Origin of the sequence: Micromonospora sp. NPDC047467 (assembly GCF_040643095.1) — a bacterium.
Taxonomy (GTDB): domain Bacteria; phylum Actinomycetota; class Actinomycetes; order Mycobacteriales; family Micromonosporaceae; genus Micromonospora.
This window is the reverse complement of sequence record NZ_JBEYTO010000016.1, coordinates 70287-92633: the sequence shown is the minus strand read 5'-3', so window position 1 is coordinate 92633 and position 22347 is coordinate 70287. Positions and strand designations below refer to the sequence as shown.

20 protein-coding genes are annotated in these 22347 nt (G+C 73.5%); 15 read left to right on the top strand and 5 right to left on the bottom strand.

Going from position 1 to position 22347, the window contains the following annotated elements; genetic code table 11:
• Positions 1-115: 115 nt before the first annotated feature.
• A complete protein-coding gene (locus ABZ780_RS30340; protein WP_357000808.1) occupies positions 116-1849 on the bottom strand; it encodes a DEAD/DEAH box helicase in 1734 nt (577 codons plus the stop codon).
• Positions 1850-1981: 132 nt separating this feature from the next.
• Positions 1982-2746 carry a hypothetical protein gene (locus ABZ780_RS30335; RefSeq protein ID WP_357488228.1) on the bottom strand — a complete coding sequence of 255 codons (765 nt, stop codon included), beginning with the start codon at positions 2744-2746 and terminating at the stop codon, positions 1982-1984.
• A gap of 41 nt (positions 2747-2787) precedes the next feature.
• On the opposite strand from ABZ780_RS30335, the gene ABZ780_RS30330 reads away from it, so the two are divergent.
• From ABZ780_RS30330 to ABZ780_RS30280, 11 genes are all read left to right on the top strand, one after another.
• Positions 2788-2952, top strand: coding sequence for a hypothetical protein (locus ABZ780_RS30330; protein ID WP_357488227.1), 165 nt, complete (start codon positions 2788-2790; stop codon positions 2950-2952).
• Positions 2953-3112: 160 nt separating this feature from the next.
• Entirely contained in the window at positions 3113-4267 is a 1155-nt protein-coding gene (locus ABZ780_RS30325) for a histidine kinase (protein ID WP_357488226.1), read from the top strand.
• Positions 4264-4869 (top strand): response regulator transcription factor, encoded by a 606-nt coding sequence (locus ABZ780_RS30320; protein ID WP_357000819.1) that lies wholly within the window; start codon positions 4264-4266, stop codon positions 4867-4869. Before ABZ780_RS30325 ends, ABZ780_RS30320 begins: the two co-directional genes overlap by 4 nt.
• 106 nt (positions 4870-4975) lie before the next feature.
• Positions 4976-5494, top strand: a complete 519-nt coding sequence (locus ABZ780_RS30315) for a 2'-5' RNA ligase family protein (protein ID WP_357488225.1) — start codon at positions 4976-4978, stop codon at positions 5492-5494.
• Between the two features lie 167 nt (positions 5495-5661).
• Positions 5662-6405, top strand: a complete 744-nt coding sequence (locus ABZ780_RS30310) for a winged helix-turn-helix domain-containing protein (RefSeq protein WP_357000825.1) — start codon at positions 5662-5664, stop codon at positions 6403-6405.
• Between the two features lie 98 nt (positions 6406-6503).
• Positions 6504-7583, top strand: a complete 1080-nt coding sequence (locus ABZ780_RS30305) for a cytochrome P450 (protein WP_357488224.1) — start codon at positions 6504-6506, stop codon at positions 7581-7583.
• Positions 7580-8413 (top strand): isocitrate lyase/phosphoenolpyruvate mutase family protein, encoded by an 834-nt coding sequence (locus tag ABZ780_RS30300; RefSeq protein ID WP_357488223.1) that lies wholly within the window; start codon positions 7580-7582, stop codon positions 8411-8413. Before ABZ780_RS30305 ends, ABZ780_RS30300 begins: the two co-directional genes overlap by 4 nt.
• A 157-nt stretch (positions 8414-8570) precedes the next feature.
• Positions 8571-9539: a DUF5715 family protein gene (locus tag ABZ780_RS30295; RefSeq protein WP_357000833.1), complete on the top strand. Its 969-nt coding sequence runs from the start codon at positions 8571-8573 to the stop codon at positions 9537-9539.
• Between the two features lie 4 nt (positions 9540-9543).
• A complete protein-coding gene (locus ABZ780_RS30290; RefSeq protein ID WP_357000836.1) occupies positions 9544-11133 on the top strand; it encodes an asparagine synthase-related protein in 1590 nt (529 codons plus the stop codon).
• A gap of 78 nt (positions 11134-11211) precedes the next feature.
• Positions 11212-12039 (top strand): MerR family transcriptional regulator, encoded by an 828-nt coding sequence (locus ABZ780_RS30285; RefSeq protein ID WP_357488222.1) that lies wholly within the window; start codon positions 11212-11214, stop codon positions 12037-12039.
• Positions 12040-12102: 63 nt separating this feature from the next.
• Positions 12103-12576: a DUF1203 domain-containing protein gene (locus tag ABZ780_RS30280; protein WP_357000842.1), complete on the top strand. Its 474-nt coding sequence runs from the start codon at positions 12103-12105 to the stop codon at positions 12574-12576.
• Between the two features lie 17 nt (positions 12577-12593).
• Here the strand turns inward: ABZ780_RS30280 and ABZ780_RS30275 are convergent, their stop codons facing one another.
• Both ABZ780_RS30275 and ABZ780_RS30270 read right to left on the bottom strand, forming a co-directional pair.
• Positions 12594-13832 carry an SLC13 family permease gene (locus ABZ780_RS30275; protein ID WP_357000845.1) on the bottom strand — a complete coding sequence of 413 codons (1239 nt, stop codon included), beginning with the start codon at positions 13830-13832 and terminating at the stop codon, positions 12594-12596.
• Positions 13833-14103: 271 nt separating this feature from the next.
• Entirely contained in the window at positions 14104-15549 is a 1446-nt protein-coding gene (locus ABZ780_RS30270) for a hypothetical protein (protein ID WP_357488221.1), read from the bottom strand.
• Between the two features lie 138 nt (positions 15550-15687).
• Here ABZ780_RS30270 and ABZ780_RS30265 point away from each other — a divergent pair, with 138 nt between their 5' ends.
• The 4 genes from ABZ780_RS30265 to ABZ780_RS30250 all read left to right on the top strand — a co-directional run bounded on the left by ABZ780_RS30265 (position 15688) and on the right by ABZ780_RS30250 (position 20924).
• Positions 15688-16389, top strand: coding sequence for a DUF305 domain-containing protein (locus ABZ780_RS30265; RefSeq protein ID WP_357488220.1), 702 nt, complete (start codon positions 15688-15690; stop codon positions 16387-16389).
• Positions 16390-16423: 34 nt separating this feature from the next.
• Complete coding sequence (locus ABZ780_RS30260; protein ID WP_357488230.1) at positions 16424-17632, top strand: sensor histidine kinase; 1209 nt, start codon at positions 16424-16426, stop codon at positions 17630-17632.
• A complete protein-coding gene (locus ABZ780_RS30255; protein WP_357000853.1) occupies positions 17629-18294 on the top strand; it encodes a response regulator transcription factor in 666 nt (221 codons plus the stop codon). Before ABZ780_RS30260 ends, ABZ780_RS30255 begins: the two co-directional genes overlap by 4 nt.
• Before the next feature lie 146 nt (positions 18295-18440).
• A complete protein-coding gene (locus ABZ780_RS30250; RefSeq protein WP_357488219.1) occupies positions 18441-20924 on the top strand; it encodes an ABC transporter permease in 2484 nt (827 codons plus the stop codon).
• Between the two features lie 93 nt (positions 20925-21017).
• Here the strand turns inward: ABZ780_RS30250 and ABZ780_RS30245 are convergent, their stop codons facing one another.
• A complete protein-coding gene (locus ABZ780_RS30245) occupies positions 21018-22280 on the bottom strand; it encodes a nucleotide sugar dehydrogenase (protein WP_357488218.1) in 1263 nt (420 codons plus the stop codon).
• Positions 22281-22347 lie beyond the last annotated feature (67 nt).

The window sequence follows — 22347 nt, the reverse complement described above, 5'->3', positions numbered from 1 at the left end:
GGGGGGGGGGTGCGCCGCCCGGGCGTGGGGGTGTGTGGGGCCGCCGCCCTCGCTCACCTATTCCCCCGCCCCCCGGGCGCCCCCCCCCCCCCGGCGGCCCCCCCCCACGGCGTGCTCAGCGCTCGTCGCCCCCGCGGTCGCGACGCACGGTGGCCTTGCGGCCCTTGATTGTGCTGGACCGAAGCCCGGAGATCACGTCGTCCGCCACCGACTGCGGCACCTCCACCAGCGAGAACCGGTCGGCGATCTCGATCGAGCCGATGTCGCGGCCGCGGATCCCGGTCTCCCCGGTGATCGCGCCGACCAGATCCTGCGGGCGCACCCCCGCGCGCCGGCCCAGGCCGACGAAGACCTGGACGGTGTTGCCGCCGCCTGAACGCGGTCGACCCCCGCCACGCCGATCGCCGCCCCGGCCGCCGGTCTCCGGTCGACCCTCGCGTGGGCCGCGCACCGGCACCTGCGGGATCTCCTCCTCGTCGTCGGAGCCCGGCGAGGTCAGCTCGTGCGCGAGCTTCACGGCGGCGAGGGCGACCTCCATCAGGTCGAACTCGTCGGTCAGCGTCTCGACGATCACCCGGTACGGGTCGAGGTCGTCCTCCAGCAGGCTCTCCCGCAGCGCCGCCTGGGTCAGCTCCAACCGGCGGGTACGCATGTCCGCCACGGTGGGGATCTTGTCGATGGTGATCCGCTGGCCGGTCACCCGCTCGATCGTCTTGAGCATCCGGTGCTCACGCGGCTCGGCGAGGGTGATCGCCACGCCCTCGCGCCCGGCCCGGCCCACCCGGCCGATCCGGTGCACGTACGACTCCGGCGCCGACGGCACGTCGTAGTTGACCACGTGGGTGAGCTGCTCGATGTCCAGCCCACGGGCTGCCACGTCGGTGGCCACCAGCAGGTCGGCGGTGCCCGCCCGCAGCCGGCCCATCACCCGGTCCCGCTGCTCCTGGCTCATCCCACCGTGCAGCGCCTCGGAGCGGTAGCCCCGGCCGTTCATCGTCTCGGTCAGCCGGTCCACCTCCTCCCGGCTGCGGCAGAACACGATCGCTGCGGTCGGCGACTCCACGTCCAGCACCCGACCCAGGGCGGCCGGCTTGTGCGCCCGCGTCACGATGTACGCGCTCTGCCGCACCCGGGGCGCCTCGCCGGCCACCGTCTGCTCCCGGCCGATCTCGATCCGGACCGGCTCGCGCAGATGCTGACGGGCCATCCCGTCGATCCGCGCCGGCATCGTGGCCGAGAAGAGCACCGTCTGTCGCTGCGCCGGGGCGTGCTCCAGGATCGCCTCGATGTCCTCGGCGAAGCCCATGTCGAGCATCTCGTCGGCCTCGTCGAGCACCACCGTGGCCAGGCCGCCGAGGCGCAGGGTGCCCCGGGCGATGTGATCGAGCGCCCGACCCGGGGTGGCCACCACCACGTCGACCCCGCTGTCCAGAGCCCGCAACTGCCGCCCGATCGGCTGCCCACCGTAGATCGGCAGCACCCGCGCGCCCAGGTCCTTGCCGTAGCGGTGGAACGCCTCGGACACCTGCACCGCCAGCTCCCGCGTCGGCACCAGCACCAGCGCGACCGGGTCGCCACCCTGGCGGTGTGCCGTCATGAGGTTCAGCAGCGGCAGCGCGAACGCCGCCGTCTTGCCGGTGCCGGTGGCCGCCTGACCCAGGAGGTCCCGCCCCTCCAGCAACGGTGGGATGGCTTCCCGCTGGATGGGGGTCGGCTCCTCGTAACCGAGGGCGGCCAACGCGCCCAACAGCTCGGAGCGCAGCCCCAGCTCCGTGAAGGCGTTCGCCTCGTCGGTGCCGTCGGGGGTGGTGTCGGTCGGTGCGTCGTGCTGTGCAGGTGCGGAACTCATGTGCCAAGCTTTTCATCACCTCGTCGTGGGCGCTGCGCCGACCGGCACAACGCCCACGGCCGGCGGTGTGCGGGGCCGGCCCACGATCGACCGGCGGGCCGCCCGCCGCCCCGTGACGGCGGGCGGGGCCGGTCAGCCGCCGGTGCTGAGGAGAGCCACCACCATCGATGCGCCGAGGGCCGCGTCCAACACCCCGCACCACTCGGCGAAGGCGCGCGGCACCACCCGGCCGGCGCGGTGGTGGAACAGGTCCCAGCCGGCGTGCGCCAGCCACCCGAACGCCACCAGCCACCCGGCGGTCCGCCCGCCGGCCGCGACCGCGACCAGCACCAATGCGACCCAGCCGGCCAGGCCGAGCAGTTGGGTGGCGAGCACGCCCGGCCCGCGCAGCGTCCGTCGTGCAAGGCCGATCAGCAGGTACGCCCCGGGCAGCACCAGCATCGTCCACGGGCTGAGCACACCCGGGTCGAGCCATATGTCGGCGGTCATCAGCAGCGCCAGGCCGGTCGGCCAGCGGCGGGCGAGCGCTACCACGGCGGGGTGTCGGTCAATCGCCGTCGGTGTCTCGTGCCGGTGCCGCACCGCCACCAGCACCATCGCCGGCACCATCAAGAGGTGGCCGCCGATCAGCAGGGCGTCACCGTCGAGCAGGCCGGCCCGGAAGGGTACGAGCAGCAGCAGGAACGGCACGTACATCGCGGCGGCCATCTCGCCCACCCCTCGCCAGTGGTGTGCCCGGTAGCGCATCCACACCGTCATGCCGGCGGTCATGTTGGTGGCCATCACCAGGGCGGCCACCTCGGGGCGGCCCAGCGACCCGCCGATCCCCAGGGCGGTGCCGGCCATGTCCCACAGCGGGCCGAGCAGCACCATCCCGGCGACCATCGCGATCGCCATCTCACCGAGGTGCCGGAGCAGCCGCCGCGCTCCGCCGGCCGGTGCCGTTCCCGGCGGCGCTGCTGCCGGCGGCGTTGTTTCCAGCGGCGCCGATCCTGGCAGCGTTGTTCCCGGCGCTGCCGATCCCGGCGGCGCTGCTGCCGGCGGTTCGGCGGGTGTGGTTGGCGATGGCCGGTCGACCGGCGGCGGCCCGGTCTTCCGCATGACGAGAGCGTGTGAATTTGTCTGTCCCATGGCGTTCACCCTGCCGGCGTCCCCGCACAGTGGGCAGACTCGCGCGTCACCGGAAAACCGTGCGGATCGCACAGTCCAACCGTGACAGTTCGCGGGGGCGGACCGCGCGTCGACCGGTCCTAGGATCGGTGCGTGGCGAGCGAGGCGGTGACCCCCCGGGCGGACCGTCGACTGCACCGGGCCCGGCAGGCGACCCTGCTGTCACTGGCCACCGGCGTCTGGGCGAGCGTCCTGCTACCGGCGGTCGGTCTGACCCGCGAACCCGACCCGGGCCGGGTGGCGCTCGGCGCGGCCGGCATCCTCGCCTTCATGATCGCCCAGACCGCCGTGCTGTACGCGGCCGTGACGCCGTGGCTCGACCCGCGCTGGCGTCGCCGCGCCCAGCTGAGCCTGGCCGGCACGGCGGCGCTGAGCGTTCCGCTGGTGGGGCCGGTGGCGGCCGGCGCCTGGCCGACCTGGGCCTGGCTGGGCGCCGCACTGATCGGCATGGCGCCGCTGCTGCTCCGGCTGCGGGCCGCCGTCGCGATGACGGCCGGCGTCCTGCTGGTGACGGTGGCGGTCGCCGTGTGGACCGGTGGCTCCATCGCGCGCCACCTCGCCGTGACCGGCGGGATCGGGGTCGCCGTCGCCGCCGTCAACGGGTTCCAGGTCTGGTTCTGGGACCTGCTCGTGGAGGCCCGCCAGGGGCAGGCCGCCCAGGCCCGGCTGGCCGCCGCCGAGGAACGGCTGCGCTTCGCCCGCGACGTGCACGACCTGCTGGGGCACAGTCTCACCGTCATCGCGTTGAAGGCCGAACTCGCCGCCCGGCTCGCCCCGGTCGACCCCGAGCGGGCCGGTCGTGAGGCTGCCGAGGTGCAACGGCTCGCCGCGTCCGCGCTCACCGAGGTCCGCGAGACCGTGCACGGCTACCGGGCCGTCGACCTGCACGAACAACTCACCTCCGTGGCGGGGGTGCTGCGCTCCTGCGGCGTACGCTGCACGGTCCTGCCGCCCCCGGCGGACCTGCCGCCGACCGTCGCCGCCGAACTGGCGGCGGTGTTGCGGGAGGCGGGCACGAACGTGCTGCGCCACAGCCGGGCCGACTGGTGCCGGATCCGCATCGACCGGGAGGACGACGTGGCCAGGATGACGGTGACCAACGACGGCGCCGACGATCGGGGGCCGGACGCACACAGTCACGGCCTGCGCGGGCTGACCGACCGGCTCGCGGCCGCCGGGGGCGAGCTGCGGGTCCGCCGGGAGGGTGCGGTGTTCACGCTTGAGGCCACCGTGCCGGTGCCGGCGTGATCCGCGTCCTGCTCGCCGACGACGAGGACCTGATCCGCGTCGCGGTCGCCGCGCTGCTCAGCCTGGAGCCGGACATCGAGGTGGTGGCCCACGCCGCCGACGGGCCGGCGGCGGTGACCGCGGCACTGGCGCACCGGCCGGACGTGGCCGTGGTGGACCTGGAGATGCCCGGCCTGGACGGCATCGCGGTCGCCGCCGAACTGGCCCGGGCCCGGCCTGACTGCGCGGTGGTCGTCCTCACCGGGCACGGCCGGCCGGGTCACCTGCGGCAGGCGCTGACCGCCGGTGCCCGGGGCTTCCTGCCCAAGGGTTCGCCCGGTGGCGCGCTCGCCGACGTGATCCGCCGGGTGCACGCAGGCGGCCGGTACGTCGACCCGTCGCTCGCCGCGGACGCGTTGACGCTGCCCGCCTGCCCGCTGACACCTCGGGAGCTGGAGACGCTGAGACTGGCCGAGTTCGGCGCCCCGGTCGCGGTGATCGCCCGGCGGGTGCACCTGTCCACCGGGACGGTGCGCAACCACCTCTCCGCCGCCGTGCAGAAACTCGGCGCGACCGACCGGGCCGAGGCGCTCCGCACCGCCCGCGACAACGGCTGGCTCTAACCCCACCCCGGTGGGCCGCCGCCCCCTCGTGATCATGAGGTTGAGGGCGTTCGTACCGGCGTGTCGTGACGCTAACTTCATGATCGACGGGGGTTAGCGTGCGGAGGTGCGTACGGTCGAGTTGATCTGCTCCGCGGAGATGGACGACGCGGTCCGGGCCGCCTGGGGTCGGCTGGCCGCGGCCGGGCTGCCGAGCCTGGCCCGCAACACTCATCCCACCAACCGGCCGCACCTGACCCTCGCGGCGGTGGACGAGTTTCCGCCCGGCGTCGAGCATCGCCTCGCCGTGCTGTTCGACGCCGCGCTGCCGGTGCCGGTCACGCTCGAGCGCGTGGTCGTCCTCGACGGCAGCGCCCCGCTGGTCTGGCTCGTACGGCCCACATCGGCGTTGCGCGCGCTGCACGCCGCCGTCTGGGACGTCCTCGACCAGGCCGACGGACACCGCCCCTGGCACGCGCCCGGAGCGTGGGTGCCGCACCTGAGTCTGGCGCTGCGGTTCCGCAACGCGGACCTGCGGTTGGCCCGCGCGGTCGTCGGCGGGCAGCGGCCGACGGGCTCGTTCGCCTCCGCCCGCAGCTACGACGGCACGGACCGTTCGGTGACGCCGTTGACCCGACTCCGATAGCGCCGTCGCGTCGCCGGCACCGCGTCGGCCCGGACGGCCCGGGAGCACCCGTCGTCCTCCTGCCCGATCTGGGCGAGGGGCTGAGCGAGGGGTGTGCTCGCCGCACAGGGTGGCTCGGCGGGGATCCGCCTGACCGGTGCGTCGGGGGCCGGGGTGATGATGGGGTCATGAGTGGTGGCACCGAGGGACGGGCGATGGCCGAGCTGGCCGCCCTGCTGGCCGACGGCACCCGGGCCGGCATGTGTCTCGCGCTGCTCGACGGCCGCGCCTGGACCGCCGGCGAGCTGGCCCGGCGGGCCGGGGTCGCCCGGTCGACGGCCAGCGACCACCTCACCCGGCTCGTCCGAGGCGGGCTGCTGGTCGAGGAGCGGCAGGGCCGGCACCGCTACCTGCGGCTCGCCGGGCCGTCCGTCGCCCAGTTGATCGAGGACCTGGCCGGGCACGTCCCGGCCGCACCCCCACCGACCGGCACGCTGCGCGCGGCCACCGCCGCTACCGCGATGGCGTACGCCCGAACCTGCTACGACCACCTCGCCGGGCGGCTGGGAGTGCTGATGTACGACGCGCTGCTGGCAGACGGGCGCCTGGACCGGACCAGCGGGTTGGCAGTGACCCCCGACGGATGGGCGTGGGCGGCGGGCTTGGGCGTACCGGTGAACGCGCTGCGTACCGCCCGTCGCCCCGTGGTCCGCGACTGTCTGGACTGGACCGAACGCCGCCCACACCTCGCCGGTGGACTCGGCGCGGCGCTCTGTCGCCGCTTCGCCGAGGTGGGCTGGACGACGCCGGGTGCCGGCCGCGCGCTCCGGCTCACCCCGACCGGCCGGACCGCCCTGGCCGGGGCGTTTGGCGTCCCCGAGGAAACCCTCGCCACCACGGGCTCCCCGGCCCTCACCAGCGGCCGAGCCTGACGTCCGCCCCGCGTCGGGGCGCTCAGGGCGCTCAGGGTGCGCGGGGTGCGCGGGATTGTTCGGTCGGGGGCGAACGGTTCGGGCCCTACGGTCGGGCGGTGACTGAGACCTGGCCCGTTATTGCGCCAGCCGCCGGAACGCCGGCGTGCGGCCCGCCCTCGTTCGAGCCCGTCCGTGGTTGGTGGGTGACGCGCCACGCGGACGTCCGGGCAGCGTTGACCAGCCCGGCACTTCAGGTGCCGGCCGTCGACACCGGCCGGGAGGGCACTCTCGCCTGGCTGCGCGCCGAGGTCAGCAGGTTCAGCCCGCCGGAGCGGCACGCCGCGCGCCGGGCGATCGGGGTGAGCGCGTTGGCCGCCCTGGACCCGGACGAGTTGCGGCACGAGGCGACCCGCCTGACGACCACCGCCGTGGACCGTGCGCCTGGTCGTCTCGACGTGATGCGTGACCTGGCCAGGGCGGTTCCGCTGCGGGTGCTGGCCGGGCGACTGGGCTGGGCCGATCCGGCCGCCGCCGCGACGGCGGTCGAGGTCGTCGCTGCCGCGTACCACCCGGGGGTCGACCCGGCGTTGGCCGCGCGGGCCGATGGGGCGGTGGCGGCGCTGCTGGCGTTCGCGCCGCCGGGCCTGCCGGAGGTACGGGCGAACCTGATCGGCCTGCTGGTCCAGGCGTGCGACGCGACCGCCGGTCTGATCGGCGCGGCCGCCCATCACCTTCTGGCACCGACCGCCGGTCTGATCGGCGCGGCCGCCCATCACCTGCTGGCACCGACCGCCGCCCCACCACCGGTCGCGGCGAGGAGCACCGACCTGCTGGCCGAGGTGCTGCGGCTCGACCCGCCGGTACGGGCCACCCGTCGGGTCACCGTCGCCGGGGTACGGCTCGGCGGGCAGGACCTGCCGCCGGGCAGTCCGGTGCTCCTGCGGTTCGACGCGGCCAACCGGGATCCGCGGGAGTTCGCCGATCCGGAGGTGTTCCGGCCTGGCCGGCCCGGTGTGCGGATGCTGACCTTCGGGGCGGGGGAGCGCGGTTGCCCGGGCGACCGGCACGCCCTGGCCCTCGCCGCCGGGGTGTTCGACGTGCTGCGTGAGCGGTGCCGACGTACCGAAGCCGCCCTGGGCTATGCGCCCCATCCCACCCTGCGCGTTCCGACGACCCTGGAGGTGACCGTCCGATGACCGAGCAACCCGCGATGGCCGAGCGCCAAGATGCGGCCGAGCGCCGTGCGATGTTCCGCGCGCTGCACCGCCCCGGCCGCCCGCTGCTGCTGCCGAACGCCTGGGACCACGCCTCGGCGGCGGCGCTCGTGGCGCGCGGCCACCCGGCGATCGGCACCACCAGCCTCGGGGTCGCGGCGGCCGCCGGCCAACCCGACGGCGTCGCGGCCACCGCCGTGGAGACCCTCGCCCTGGCCCGCCGGCTCGCCCGGCTGCCGGTGCTGCTCACCGTCGACGTGGAGGCCGGGTTCAGCGACGATCCGGCGACGGTCGCCGGGTACGTGGCGGAGTTGGCGGGGCTCGGCGTGGTCGGGATCAACCTGGAGGACGGGCGCGCCGACGGCACCCTCGCCGACCCCGAGGGCATCGCCGACACGATCGCGGCGGTGAAGGCGGCGGTGCCGGACCTGTTCGTCAACGCCCGTACCGACACCTGGTGGCTGGGCGTGGCCGACCCGTTGCCGCAGAGCCTCTCCCGTGCCCGGACCTACCGGTCGGCGGGGGCCGACGGGATCTTCGTGCCCGGAGTCGTCGACGAGTCGACGCTGCGCCTGCTCACCGAGCGGATCGACGCGCCGGTGAACGCGCTGTACCAGCCGGGCGGGCCGGGCCTGGACGAGCTGGCCCGCGCCGGGGTCGCCCGGGTCAGCACCGGCTCCCTACTGTTCCGGGCCGCGCTGGCCGCCGCGCTTGCCGCTGCCGACGAGGTGCGTTCCGGAGGGTCCGTGACCCGCGTCGGGCTGCTGTCGTACGCCGAGGTGCAGGGTCTGGTGACGACGGACGGTGACTGACGGGCACATGCCCGACCTCGGCGGTCCTGTCCGCGCAGCCGGTTGACACGCTCCGTTCGGGGCAGATAGGAGGATTGTTCGGTCCATCCCGGTCCCGATGATTACGGTGTGTTTCAGGGCGATCCGCCAGTGCCGTGACCGGAGAAGGGACCCCGTCATGCGAGTGCCCAGTCGTAGTCCGGGACAGCAGCCCGGCACGCCCGCGTCGCCCACCGCCCCGGCCCGCCGCCGGCCACCTGGCGCCGCCCCCCGCCGGCCCGCCACCACCGAGCCCGACCTCGCCGCCTACCGGGCGGCAGTGGCCGAGCTGCTGGTCGAGGTGGGCGCCCTGGCCGACGCGGCCAGCACCCGGGCCCGCCAGGTGCTCATCGACCAACGGCTGCGCGAGCCGGCCCTGGCGGCGGTGCTCGACGCCACCCCGCAGGGTCTGCTCGGCGCTCGCGAGACGCTGCTGCTGGAGATGGCCCGCTACCAGCCGAACGAGCGCACCTCGGCGCGTGACCTCGCGGCGCTGGTCCGGATCTACCTGCTCTCCCGCATCGACGTGCTGTGGTGGCAGGACGCACCGGCGTTCGTCACCGACGACCAGGTCAACGGCAGCGCCGACCTGGTCGACCTGGAATGGCTGCGCCGCCGCGACCTGCTGCGCTTCCGGTACCAGGAGCAGCCCGCCACCGTGCTGGGCCGCGCCGCACGCGGGCTACGCCGTCGACTGCGTCCGGACGCGACCCCGCGCACCGCGGGACTGCTGTTCCGCCGCGCCCGGCGGGAGGTCGTGGCGCTGCTCAACGACCTCGGACGGGAGTTCGCCGCCGCCGCGCCGCCGGCCACGCCGCCCCTCTGGGTGACCAGCCTCGTCCGCAGCACGGAACACCAGTACCGGCTGCGTCGCCTGGGCTACGCGGCGATGCTGCCCAGCGGGCACTGCCTCGGCTACTCGGTCGACGTCGAGCTGGCCTGGTTCGAACGGTTCGGCGCGCGTGACACGCTCGCCGAGCTGCTGCTGGCCCGGCAGGAGGCCGGCGAGCTGAACGTGATCGACGAGGGACAGGCCTGGCACCTGTGCCTCGCACCCACCGCCCGGCGTCGTCTGCGCCGGGCGTACGAGGCCGAGTTGGGGGTCTGAGCCGGTGTGCGGCATCGCGTTGAGTATCGGCCCCGAGGCCGACCCGGCCACCTTCCGGCGGATGCTCGCCGCCCTCGCCCCGCGAGGTGAGGTCACCGAGACCCGCTCCGAGAGTGGGCTGCTCGCCGGCACCCGTCGGCTGCGGATCGTGGACCGGGACCGGGCCGTGCAGCCCTGGACCTCCACCGACGAGCGTTGGCTGCTCTGCTTCAACGGCGAGATCTTCAACCATCTCCAGTTGCGCGCACAGCTCACCCGCCTTGGGCAGGTGTTCCGCACCCACAGCGACACCGAGGTGCTGCTCGCCGCGTTCCAGCAGTGGGGCGAGGCGGCGGTGACCCGACTGCGCGGCGAGTACGCGTTCGCCGTCGTCGAACGGGCCACCGGCCGGGCGTACCTGGCCCGCGACCCGCTCGGGGTGAAGCCCCTGTACTGGTCGCGGCGGCCCGGCTGCCTCCACCTCGCCTCCGAGGTGAAGGCGCTCGTCGGGCACCACGCCCCGATCGCCGAGGTGCCGCCCGGGCACCACGGCTGGGCCGAGCCGGACGGGTACGTGCGGCTGCGCCCGTACGTCGACCTGCTCACCATCGGCGAGGGACTGCCGGTCATCGACGACCCGGACGAGGCCACCCTGCTCGTCCGCGCCGCGCTGACCGACGCCATCCGGATGCGGGTGGACACCGACCTGACCGTCGGGGTGGTGCTCTCCGGCGGGCTGGACAGCTCGTTGACCCTGCGGCAGGTGCGGGACATCCACCCGGACTGCGTGGCGGTGACGGTCGGTGTGCCGGACAGCCCCGACGTCGCGTACGCCCGGCGGCTCGCCGCCGACCTCGACGTGCCGCACGTCGTGGTCGAGCTGCGCCCGCGTGACATCCGGCTCGCCGATGTGCGCGAGGCCATCCGGATCTCCGAGCTGACCGAGTACGGCGACATCATCAACGCGGTCGTCTCGGTGCCGATCTTCCGGCGGCTGCGGGATCTGGGAGTCAAGGTGGTGCTCACCGGCGACGGCTCCGACGAGCTGTTCGGGGGCTACCCGATGTACCACCAGGTCGGTTCGCTCGCGTCCCGCCGACTGTTCCTGCACCGCATCCGCAACCTGTGTCGTACGGAGTTGCAGCGGGTCGACCGGGCCGCCATGGGCCACGGCGTGGAGGCCCGGGTGCCGTTTCTGGACCTCAGCGTGGTGGAGTTGGCGATGCGGCTGCCGCTGGAGCTGAAGCTGCGCGACGGTCAGGAGAAGTGGATCGTCCGCCGGGCGTTCGCCGACGCGCTGCCCGACTACGTCCTGCGGCGGCCGAAGAACCCGATGTCTTACTCGTCCGGGCTGCACGAGCGGGTCCGCCTGTACAAGCCGCTGTTCGCCCGGATGCACCGCGCGTTCGGCTACGACCTGCTGGAACCGGTCCGCCGGGACTTCGACACGGTGCTGAGCCGGTGCGGCAACGACCTGGACCGCGCGATCGCCGACGGGATGAACCGGCCCGACTACACCGTCCTGGAGCACGCCCGTGACCTGGTCGGTGCGGCGAAGTGGAACGCCGCGCCGATGGTCCGCCGGCTGGTGGGCCCGCGCCCGCCCCGCCGCTGACCGGTGCCCCCGCGCAACCGCCGGCCGGTGCGGCGCGCTTGACTCTGACACGGTGTCAGGGACGAGCGTGGGGGGACCATGTTCACCATCGGAGACTTCGCCAGACTCGGCCGGGTGTCGGTCCGGATGCTGCGCCACTACGACAGCATCGGGCTGCTCCGCCCGGCCAGCGTCGACCCGCACACCGGATACCGGTTCTACCGCGCGGACCAACTGCGCCGGCTCAACCGGGTGATCGCCCTCAAGGACCTGGGTCTCACTCTCGACCAGGTGCGGGCGATCCTCGACGACGCCGTGGACGTCGTCGAGCTGCGCGGGATGCTCCGGCTGCGCCGGAGCCAGCTGGCCGAACAGCTCGCCGCCGACACCGCACGGTTGGCGGCCGTCGAGGCGAGACTCCGGATGATCGAGTCGGAGGGAACCATGACCACCCAGGACGTCGTCCTCAAGGAGATCGCGCCGGTCCGCGTCGCTGAGCTGACCGCCGTGGCGTCGAGCTACCAGAGCGAGGACATCAGCCCGGTGATCCAGCCGCTCTACCCTGAGCTGTTCGGGCGGTTGTCGGCCGCCGGTGTCACCCCGACCGGACCGGCCATCGCCTGGTACGAGCCCGTCGACCCGGGCGGTGACGCGGTCGTCGTACACGCCGGGGTGATCGTCGACGCCGAGCCGTCCGCGGCTCCGGACGTCGCGGTGCGTGACCTGCCGGAGCTGCGCAGCGCCGCGACGATCATCCACCACGGCGCGATGGACGACGTCGAGCCGAGCATGCAGGCGCTCGCCCGGTGGATCGAGGAGAACGGCTACCGCACCGACGGCTTCGCCCGCGAGGTGTACCTGGAGTACTGCCAGGACACCCCGGAGAAGGGCGTCACCGAGCTTCAGCTCGCCGTGTACCGGGACTGACCCGCACAGCGCCAGGTCCGATCGCCGCCAGCGTCCACGCGGTCGCCGGGCCAGGCTGGACGGATGACGAACAGCACGTTCCGCGTCCACGCCCTGCCGGCCGCGGCGCTCGACACCGTCCGCCGTACCGGCCGCGACGCCGCCGACCGACCCGTCGAGGTGCTCGCGGCCGGGGGCGGGGAACCCCTGCGCTGCTGCCTGCGCGATGCCGAGCAGGGGGAAGAGCTGCTCCTCTTCGGTTACGCGCCGCCGGTCGCCGCCGGCCCGTACCGGGAGGTCGGCCCGGTCTTCGCGCACGCCGCCGCCTGCCCGGGCCCGGCCTCCGCGGGCGGCCACCCGCCGGCGTGGCGGGGGCGACCCCAGGTCCTGCGGGCGTACGACCGGCAGGGCCGGATCTGCGGCGGCCGGTTGCACGACGGCACGGATCCGGAGGCGGTGATCGGCGAGCTGTTCGCCGACCCGGCGGTGCACCAACTGCACAGCCGCAACGTGGTCTACGGCTGCTTCATGTTCGCCGTGCGGCGCGCCGCCGAATGACAGCGGGCGCTCCGCGCTCAGCTCACCAGCAGCAGCGCGCCGACCGCGGCGAGCGTGCCGGTGACCGCGAGCAGGATGCTGGTCAGCACGAACCGGCGCACCGGCACGGTCACCCCGGCCGCCCGGCACCGCTCGAACCACAGCAGGGTGGCCAGCGACGCCCAGGGCGCGGCCAGCGGGCCGACGTTGGTGCCGATCAGCAGAGCCAGCAGGCGGGTCTCGTCGCCGGCCGGAAGCACCGACTCACCGGCCAGGTACGCCGGCAGATTGTTGACCACGTTGGCCAGCAGCGCCCCGGTGCCTCCGGCGCGCAATGCCCCGGCGGGCCCGTCGTCGGCGCCGAGCAGCCCGGCGACCAGGTCATCCAGCCCGTAGCGGCCGAGCGTCTGCACCACCAGGAACAGACCGGTGACGAAGAGCAGTAGCCGCAGCGGCACCAGAGCGGGGCGCAGCGTGGCGGGGGAGCGGACGAGGAAACCGACAAGCACCAGCGCGAGCGCGACGGTGGAGGCGACGCCGATCTCCACTCCGGCCACGATGCCGGCGACGAAGAGCAGGCAGGCGGCCAGCGCGGTGCGGTGCAGCACCGGATCGGCGGGCACGTGGCGGGCCGGTGGATCGAAGCGTCCACCGGCCGGCCGGTCCCGCCGCCACCAGGCGTACCAGAGCACCACCATGGTGACCGCCACGGCGGCGGCCTGTGGCAGCGCCATCCGGACCGCGTACGCCAGGGGTGCGAGCCCGACCCGGTCTGCGGCCAGCAGGTTGGTCAGGTTGGACACCGGCAGCAGCAGGCTGGCGGTGTTGGCCAGCCAGACCGTGGTGACGGCGAGCGGGCCGGCCGGGACGCGCAGGCTGCGGGCCAGCGCGAGCAGCACCGGCGTGAGCAGCACGGCGGTGGTGTCGAGGTTGAGCACGATGGTGGTCAGCGTGGCCAGGCCGCCGCAGAGCAGGAAGAGCGCCGCCCAGCTGCCCCGGGCGGCGATGGCCAGCCGGCTCGCCAGCACGTCGAAGACCCCGGCCACGGCGGTCAGCTCGGCCAGCACGATCACGGTGCCGAGGAACAGCAGCAGCGGCAGGACCCGGTGCAGGGTGTCGGCGGTCTCGGCGCGGGGCAGCAACCCGCCCAGCACGCAGGCCGCCCCGGCCACCGCGAGGACGACCGCGACCAGGTCGAGAGGGTGGGGACGCCAGCGCCCGGTCGGCTCGGGCGGGGAGGGCGGTGCGTCGGCGACGGCGACGGCGACAGGCTTCACGGCTGACCACGTTCGCACCAACTCCGGCGCGCCGCCCGCGCTGGCCCCGTCGTGGTGACCAGTCCCACCCGGCACACCCGCTGGTCGGTGACGTACGGCCTGCGCGGCGGCGAGGTCCGGCTGGTCACCGCGACCGGCGGCGGCGAGCGGCGCTATCAGCTGCCGATGAGCTGATCCCCGGACCCTCGTGGAACGTGGCCGGGCCCGGCCCCCGGATTCGGGGACCGGGCCCGGCGCCGTGCGCGGTGCCTACCAGCTCAGTGCGCGGTGCCTACCAGCCCAGGTAGCTGGGCTGGGTCTGCACGTTGAGCTCCTTGTACTTGACCAGCTTGGCCGTCCAGGTGCGCCAGTCGTTCAGCTCCAGGACGTCCAGGCCCTTCACCATGTCGTTGGAGTAGATGTATCCGTTGTAGTAGTACGCGGACCAGGTGCCACCGCCGACGAGCGTGTCGGCCGAGAGCGGGCCCCGCTCCCAGAACGCGATCTCCTTCGGCTTGGCCGAGTCGGTGAAGTCCCAGACCGAGATGCCGCCCTGGTACCACGCCTGGACCATGATGTCCCGCCCGAGCACCGGGATCAGCGAGCCGTTGTGCGCCACGCAGTTCTCGGTGTCGGTGTTGTTGCGGGGGATCTTGTAGTAGCTGCGGAACTTCATCTTCCGGGCGTCACCGCGACCGGTGATGTCGTAGATGGCGTCCGCGCCTCGGTTCGGGCCGATGGCCTCGTTGCAGGTCGCCGCGCCGCCGCCGCCCAGCTCGTCGGTGAAGATCACCTTGGTGCCGGCGTTGTTGAACGTGGCCGAGTGCCAGAACGCGAAGTTGGTCGTGTCCTGCACTCGGTTGATCACCCGGGGGGCCTCCCGGTTGCGGATGTCCAGCAGGATGCCGTCACCCATGCAGGCGCCGGCGGCCAGGTCCTTCTCCGGGTAGGCGGTGATGTCGTGGCAACCGGTGGTCGCCGAGCCGTTCTCGCTGCCCGGGAAACCGCCGTCCGGGAAGAGGTTCGGCGTCGAGATCACCGCCGCGTCGGTGGGCTTCTTCAGCGGCACCTTGACGATGGAGATGGAGTCGTGCGGCGGCTGGCAGTCCGGGAACTCGGCCCGCGGGCTGTACGACGAGACGTACAGGTAGATGGCCTTGCGGTCCTTGCCCGGGACCAGGGTGTGGGTGTGCGATCCGCAGGCCGTCTCGACGGACTTGATGTACCGCGGGTTGGCCTTGTTCTTGATGTCGAAGATCTTGATGCCCTCCCACGACTCCTTCACGGACGCCGGCTGCGTGGTGCTGTTGCAGGAGTCGTCGCTGCGGGACGAGTCGGTGGAGAGGAAGAGCAGGTCACCGTGGACGGAGATGTCGTTCTGCGACCCCGGGCAGAGCACCCGCGACGTGACCTTCGGCGCGCTGGGCCGCGAGATGTCGTAGATGACGAAGCCGTTGTAGTTGCCGGCGAAGGCGTACTTGCCCTGGAAGGCGATGTCGCTGTTGGTCGCGTCCAGAGGCGCGACCTTGGGGACGTTGGCGATCTGGCGGAGGTTGGGGCTGCTCCGGATCTCGTCGACGCCGGGGATCGTGTTCGTGGCGGCGGCCACCGGCGCCGACTGCGACGCGACCTGCGCGTTGCCTGCCGGTGCGACGAAGACGCTGGCGATGAGGAGGCCGGTGGCAGCGAGTGCCACGATCGGGATTTGTCGTAACCGTGGCTTGTGGAGTCTGATCATCGGCGAGGCCCTTCGCAAGGGGGAGACGATGGCCCGCACATTACCGCCGGACGAAGAGCGTCGATGTGACGTGGGTCACTTCCTGTCGTCTTTATCAATGGATAGCATCGCGATGACCTCGACCCCAGGGAGTGGCCCATGACCAGTCGGCGCGCACGGACCCTGACGATCGTCACACTGGTGCTCCTATTGCCGCTGGTGGCGTTCATCGTGGTCCGCGCGGGGGATGACTCCGGCACAAGCGCCGCGCCGCCGGTCTCCACGCCCACCACTGCCGCGCCGACGGTCAGTCCCGTCCCCACCGACCTGACGGTCATCGCACCCGGCCGGCCTGGCGAGTCGGCGGCCACCCGGCTGGCCCACGAGGTCCGCGACGCCGGCCCCGCCCCGCACAACTCGTTGGACGTCTGGTTCGTCCGGATGATGCTCCCGCACCACGCGCAGGCCCTGGAGATGGCGGAGTTGGCGCCGGAGCGGGCCGCCAACCCGGCCATCCGCGCCCTCGCCGACCGGATCCGGGCCAGCCAGGGCCCGGAGATGGGCATGCTGCGCGGCTGGCTGCAGACCCGTGGCCTCGCGGCGGATGCCCCTGGCCACGACCACGGCACGATGCGCGGAATGCAGTCACCGGAGGCGATCAAGCAACTGGCCGCCGCCCGCGGCGCCGATTTCGACCAGCTCTTCGTCCGGATGATGACCGACCACCACGAGGGTGCCATCCAGATGGCCACCGACCTGCTGAAGGTCGGCTCCGACCTGACGCTCAACGAGTTCGCCAACTCGGTCGCCACCGAGCAGGCCGTCGAGATCCACCGCATGCGCCAGGCCCTCGCCGGCTGAGCGAAAGGGCTCGGCCACCCGGCACGTACGCTGGCTGACCGTGAGACGCACGATGTTTGGCCGCCCGCTGCGCGCTGTCGCGTTCGACGTGGCCGTCTCGGCCGCCGTGGTGCTCTTCGGGCTCGCCGGCGCGGCCAACCAGCCGGGCGGCTGGGCCGCCACCGGCGTCGGCGCGGCGATGGCGGTGGTGCTGTTGTTCCGCCGCACGCACCCGGGCGTGACGACCACGGTGGTCGCGGCGCTCGCCCTGGTCCAGGTGATCGCCGGGTGGGGTCCGCTCGCCTTCGACATCGCCGTCCTGATCGCGCTCTACAGCGTCGTCAAATACGGCAGACGTCTGCGCGACGGCCTCCTGGCCGGCGCGGTCGCCGCCGTGGGCGTGCTGCTCGCCGCGGCGCAGACCCCCAGCGGCATCAGATGGTGGGCCACGGCGCTGTGGTACGCGCTCGTCACCGGAGCGGTGTGGCTCGTCGCGCTGAACGTGCGGACCCGCCGGCTGTATGTGCTCAGCCTGGAGGAACGCGCCACCACCCTGGAACGCGAGCGGGAGGCCGAGTCCCGGGCGGCGGTCGCCGAGGAGCGCACCCGAATCGCCCGTGAGTTGCACGACGTGGTGGCGCACAGCATGGCGGTGATGATCGTCCAGGCGGACGGGGCACGGTTCATGCTCGACCGCGACCCCGAGCAGGCCCGCACCGCCGTGAAGGTGGTCGCGGACACCGGCCGGGCGGCGTTGGAGGAGATGCGCCGGCTGGTCGGCGTACTGCGCGACGCGGGACCGTCCGACTCCAGCGACTCCGTGGTGGCCGACCCGGAGCACCGCCGCCTCGCCCTGGCCGAGTTGCCCGATCTGCTGGCCCGGTTCCGCGACGCCGGGCTGGTCGTACGGGACACCGTCACGGGCGACGCGCTGGCGCTGCCGCCCGGTCTGGAGCTGACCGTCTACCGGGTGGTGCAGGAGGCGCTGACCAACGCGCTCAAACACGCCGGCGTCGGCGCCGGCGTCGAGGTGACCCTGGCCTACGTCGGCGACGCCGTCGCGGTCCGGGTGGTCGACGACGGTCAGGGCCGCCCGGTGGTCAGCCCGGCGCCGTCCGGCGGTCACGGCCTGCTCGGCATGCGCGAGCGGGTGACGGTGTACGACGGCACCCTCACCGCCGGCCCCCGACCGACCGGGGGCTGGCAGGTCGACGCCCGGCTACCGCTACCGTCAGAGCCCGCAACGGAGGTGATCGCGGCATGACGGTCCGGGTGGTGATCGTGGATGACCAGGCGCTGGTGCGCGCCGGGTTCCGGATGGTGCTGGACTCCCAGCCCGACCTGGAGGTGGTCGGGGAGGCCATCGACGGTGCGGACGCGCTGCGCGTGCTGGCCCGCACCGAGGCCGACGTGGTGGTGATGGACATCCGGATGCCGACCATGGACGGCGTGGAGGCGACCCGCCGGCTCTGCGCCGAGCGCCCGTCGGGCCCGCCCCGCGTGCTGGTGCTGACCACCTTCGACACCGAGGCCGACGCGTTCGCGGCGCTGCAGGCCGGGGCGAGCGGCTTCCTGCTCAAGAACGTCCCGCCGGAGGAACTGCTGTCCGCGATCCGGGTGGTGGCCCAGGGCGACTCGGTGGTCGCGCCGTCGATCACCCGGCGACTGCTGGACCGCTTCGCCGGTCAGTTCGCCGCCGGCCCGACCGTCGACCCCCGGCTGGCGCAGCTCACCGAGCGGGAGCACGAGGTGCTGCTGCTGGTCGCGCAGGGGCTGTCCAACGCCGAGATCGCCGCGAAGGCCCACGTGGCCGAGGCGACGGTGAAGACCCACGTCGGACGGATCCTGGCGAAACTCCAGCTCCGCGACCGGGTCCAGGCGGTGGTGCTGGCGTACGAGAGCGGGCTGGTCACCCCCGGCAGGTGAGCCGACGTACGACCCGGGTCGTACCTCCGGCGGGGTCGACCGCGACTCAAGCCGTACGCAGGTCGAGCGCGTAGGTGGAGATCAACTAGCCCGCGCCGGCCCTAGCGTTGAGGGGTCCGATCCGCGCCTGCACCGGGAGCCCTTCCATGATCCGATTGACGCTGCGTTCACTGCGTGCCGAGGCGCTGCGGATACTGCTCTCCGCGCTGGCCGTCGTGCTCGGCGTCGCGTTCATCGCCGGCACCCTGATCTTCGTCGACGGGATGCGCTCCGGCGCGTACGACCGGGCCGGCACGTTCGACCGGCACACCGACCTCGGTGTCTACCCGAGCGGCGACACTCCGCTGCCGGCCAGCCTGGTCGAGCGGGTCCGGACGGTCGACGGGGTGGCCGCCGCGGCCGGGGAACTGACCGGCACAGCCGGGATTGTCGGCCTCGACGGTCGCCCGGTCCTCGGCTTCGCGGTGCTCGCCGCCATTCCCACCGAAGCCGCCCTGCGCTCGTACGACGTGGTCGCCGGTCGCCTGCCCGACCGCACGGGAGAGGTGGTGCTCGACGCGCCCACCGTGGCCGAGGAGGGCTTCACCCTCGGCGGCCCGGTCCAGATCGGCGGCACCGGCGGCGCCGCCCGCCCGTACACCCTGGTCGGCACCGTCGACGTGGCCGGCACCGTCCGCGACATCGGCGGACCGTTCATCGGCCTCGTCGGGCCGGACGCCCTCGCGGTCACCGACGAGCAGGGGTACGGCCGGATCATGGTGGCGGCGCGACCGGACACCTCCGATGCGGCGCTGGCCGAGCGGGTGCGTGCGGCCGTCGGCGCCGACGTCGAGGTGAAGGGCCGCCAGCAGATCCTCGACGAGGCCGTCGACGACGCGGTCCGTGATCTCAACCAGTTCACCATGCTGCTGCTCATGTTCGTCGGCGTCGCCGTGGTGGTGGCCGGCTTCGTGATCGCCAACACCTTCGCGATCGTGCTGGCCCAGCGCACCCGGCGGACCGCGCTGCTGCGCCTGGTCGGCGCCACCCGAGGGCAGGTCTTCCGGGCCGCCCTGCTGGAGGCGGCACTGGTCGGGTTGGTCGCCTCCGCGCTCGGGGTGCTGCTCGGGGTGGGCCTCGCCGCCGCGATGCGGGCGCTGATGTCCCGGCTGGACGTGCCGTTCTCCGGCGGCCTGACCGTGGCCGGCTCGACTGTGCTGACAAGCCTGCTCCTCGGTACCGCGCTCACCGTGGCCGCCGCCCTGCTGCCGGCCTGGCGGGGCACCCGGGTCGCGCCGGTGGCCGCCCTCACCGACGCCGCGGTGCAGCCCAGCCGGGGCGCGGGCGAGGTGCGGCTGTTCCTCGGCGCGGTGGTGCTCGGCCTCGGCGTCGCCGCGTTGGCCGGCGCCGCCAGCGCCGGGCAGGTGCTGCTGGTGGCCCTGGGCGGAGTGCTCGCCTTCTTCGGCATCGTGCTGTTCGGGCCGGTGCTCGTCCCGGCGATGGTCCGCGTGATCGGCTGGCCCGTCCGCCGGCTCGTCGGGACGACCGCCGGGCTCGCGGTCGAGAACGCGGTCCGCAACCCGCGTCGGGTCGCCGCGACCGCGACGGCCCTGGTGATCGGGATCGGGCTGGTGTCGGCGTTCGTGGTCGGGGCACGCAGCACCAAGGACGGCATCGAGCGCAGCGTGGACGACCAGATCGGGACGGACTTCGTGGTCAGCGGCATCGGTCAGAGCCTGCCCGCGCCGCTCACCGGCGAGCTGGCGGCCCGGCCCGAACTGGGCGTGGTGCACGAGCAGCGCACGGTTATCCGCGACGACGTCAGAATCCGCAGCGCCCACCCGGCGCTGGTCGGTCGGACGCTGGGCGGTGTGCTGGGCGGCGACGTCGGACGGCTCGGGCCGGGGCAGGTGCTGGTGCACCGGGAACTGGCGCAGGAACGCGGCTGGCAGGCGGGCTCCCCGCTCACCGTCGAGGGGCGGCAGTTCCGGGTGGCCGCGGTGGTCGCCGACGATGAGGCCGCCATGGTCGCCGATGCCGTGCCCGCAGGTCACGTCATCGACCTGGTCGACGCGGACTTCGCGGCCCTCTTTCCCGACCGGCGGGGTTTCCTGGCCGAGATCGACCCCGCCGAGGGGGTGAGCGCCGAACGCGCCCGGGAGGCGATCGAGGCGGTGCTGGCCCGCTACCCGACGGCCAACATTCTGGACCAGGCCGCGTACAAGAAGATGCTCACCGGCACGGTCGACATGCTGCTGGCGTTCGTCACCGCGCTGCTCGGTCTCGCCGTGGTCATCGCCCTGGTGGGTGTGGCGAACACGCTGAGCCTGTCGGTGGTGGAGCGCACCCGGGAGAACGGGGTGCTGCGGGCGGTCGGGCTGACCCGGAGCCGGATGCGGGCCATGCTCGCCGTGGAGGCGGTGCTGATGGCGCTGGTCGGCGCGGTGCTCGGCATCGGGCTGGGCACCGGGGTCAGCGCGGCGGCGATGGCCGTGCTGAACCGCATCGGTGGCGACTTCCACGTGGTGCTGCCGTTCGGCCAACTCGGGCTGATCCTCGGCGTCGCGGTGCTGGCCGCCCTGCTCGCCTCGGTGCTGCCGGCACGCCGGGCGCTGTCCCGACCCGTCGTCGAGGCGCTCGCCGAGCAGTGACCTCACGGCGGTCTGCCGGGCCGGGCGGCGGTGCCGGTCAGGTCGACATCCGCCGGCCGGCCCCGGCGGCGGGACCGGCCAGCGGTGCCGGGCCTAGAGGCGCTCGACCATCGGGCCGGCGCACCGGTTACGGGTGTCGAAGACGTAGCGGGCGTGCTGGACCACCAGGTCGTAGTCGAAGGTGTCGTGGTCGGTGACCACCACCACCGCGTCCGCGGCCCGCACCTCGCGTTCGGTCAACCCGACGACGGTGACCCCGGCCGGGATCTGGTGCGCCTCGGCGTACGGCTCGACGGCGTGGACCTCGGCGCCGAGCCCCTGCAGGCGGCGGGCCACGTCGACGGCGGGGGAGTCCCGCATGTCCCCGGTGTTCTTCTTGTACGACAGACCGAGCAGCAGCAGCCGCGCGCCGCTCACCGCCCGGCCGTCCCGGTTCAGACCCGCCATGATCCGTTGTGTGACGTGCTCGGGCATCTCGTGGTTGACGTCGTTGGCCAGCTCGATGAACCGGAACTGTCGGCCGAGGCGGCGCTTGACCTGCCACGACAGGTAGCACGGGTCGATCGGCAGGCAGTGCCCGCCGACGCCGGGGCCGGGTCGGAACGGCATGAAGCCGAACGGCTTGGTCTCGGCGGCCTCGATCGCCTGCCACACGTCGATGTCCAGGTGGTGCGAGAGCATCGTCAGCTCGTTGATCAGCGCGATGTTGACCTGGCGGAAGGTGTTCTCGATCAGCTTGGTCAGCTCGGCGACCTTGGTGGAGTCCACCGGCACCGTGCGCTCCACCAGGCGCTGGTAGAAACCGTCCACCCGGGCCAGCGACGCCGAGTCCACACCGGAGACCACCTTCGGGGTGTTCTCCAGGCGCCAGGTCGGGTTACCCGGGTCGATCCGCTCCGGGCTGTAGCCGAGGTGGAAGTCGCCGGGGCTGGTCAGCCCGCTGGCCGACTCCAGCAGCGGGCGCAGCAACTCCTCGGTGGTGCCCGGGTAGGTGGTCGACTCCAGGATGACCGTGCAGCCCGGCCGCACGTACGGGCCGATGCCGATGCCGGCCTGCTCGACAAAGCTCAGGTCGGGGGTGCCGTCGCGCAGCGGCGTCGGCACGGTGATGACGCAGATGTCAAAGCCCTCGGCGTCGGTGTACTCGGTGCTGGGGCGGTATCGGCCGCTGCCCAGCGCCCGGCCCAGCCGATCGGTGGGGATGTCCTCGACGAACGACTCGCCGGCAGCGAGCCGCTTCACGCGGTCGGCGTCCACGTCGAGGCCGATCACGTCGAGCCCGGCCTCGACGGCGCGCATCGCCAACGGCAGTCCGACATACCCCTGGCCGATCACGACCAGTTTCTCAGCGCTCACGCAGGCTCCCGGCAGATGGTGGAAATGACCTGCTGAGAGCCTAGAGAGGATTTCGGCGACGTAAGTC

What these genes read in the sequence shown, in the direction of transcription:
- ABZ780_RS30295 (WP_357000833.1), top strand. Translation starts at nt 8,571, where the DNA reads ATGCGAGTGCCCAGTCGTAGTCCGGGACAGCAGCCCGGCACGCCCGCG.
- ABZ780_RS30280 (WP_357000842.1), top strand. Translation starts at nt 12,103, where the DNA reads ATGACGAACAGCACGTTCCGCGTCCACGCCCTGCCGGCCGCGGCGCTC.
- ABZ780_RS30340 (WP_357000808.1), bottom strand. Translation starts at nt 1,849, where the DNA reads ATGAGTTCCGCACCTGCACAGCACGACGCACCGACCGACACCACCCCC.
- ABZ780_RS30285 (WP_357488222.1), top strand. Translation starts at nt 11,212, where the DNA reads ATGTTCACCATCGGAGACTTCGCCAGACTCGGCCGGGTGTCGGTCCGG.
- ABZ780_RS30265 (WP_357488220.1), top strand. Translation starts at nt 15,688, where the DNA reads ATGACCAGTCGGCGCGCACGGACCCTGACGATCGTCACACTGGTGCTC.
- ABZ780_RS30335 (WP_357488228.1), bottom strand. Translation starts at nt 2,746, where the DNA reads ATGGCGATCGCGATGGTCGCCGGGATGGTGCTGCTCGGCCCGCTGTGG.
- ABZ780_RS30310 (WP_357000825.1), top strand. Translation starts at nt 5,662, where the DNA reads ATGAGTGGTGGCACCGAGGGACGGGCGATGGCCGAGCTGGCCGCCCTG.
- ABZ780_RS30255 (WP_357000853.1), top strand. Translation starts at nt 17,629, where the DNA reads ATGACGGTCCGGGTGGTGATCGTGGATGACCAGGCGCTGGTGCGCGCC.
- ABZ780_RS30300 (WP_357488223.1), top strand. Translation starts at nt 7,580, where the DNA reads ATGACCGAGCAACCCGCGATGGCCGAGCGCCAAGATGCGGCCGAGCGC.
- ABZ780_RS30270 (WP_357488221.1), bottom strand. Translation starts at nt 15,549, where the DNA reads ATGATCAGACTCCACAAGCCACGGTTACGACAAATCCCGATCGTGGCA.
- ABZ780_RS30250 (WP_357488219.1), top strand. Translation starts at nt 18,441, where the DNA reads ATGATCCGATTGACGCTGCGTTCACTGCGTGCCGAGGCGCTGCGGATA.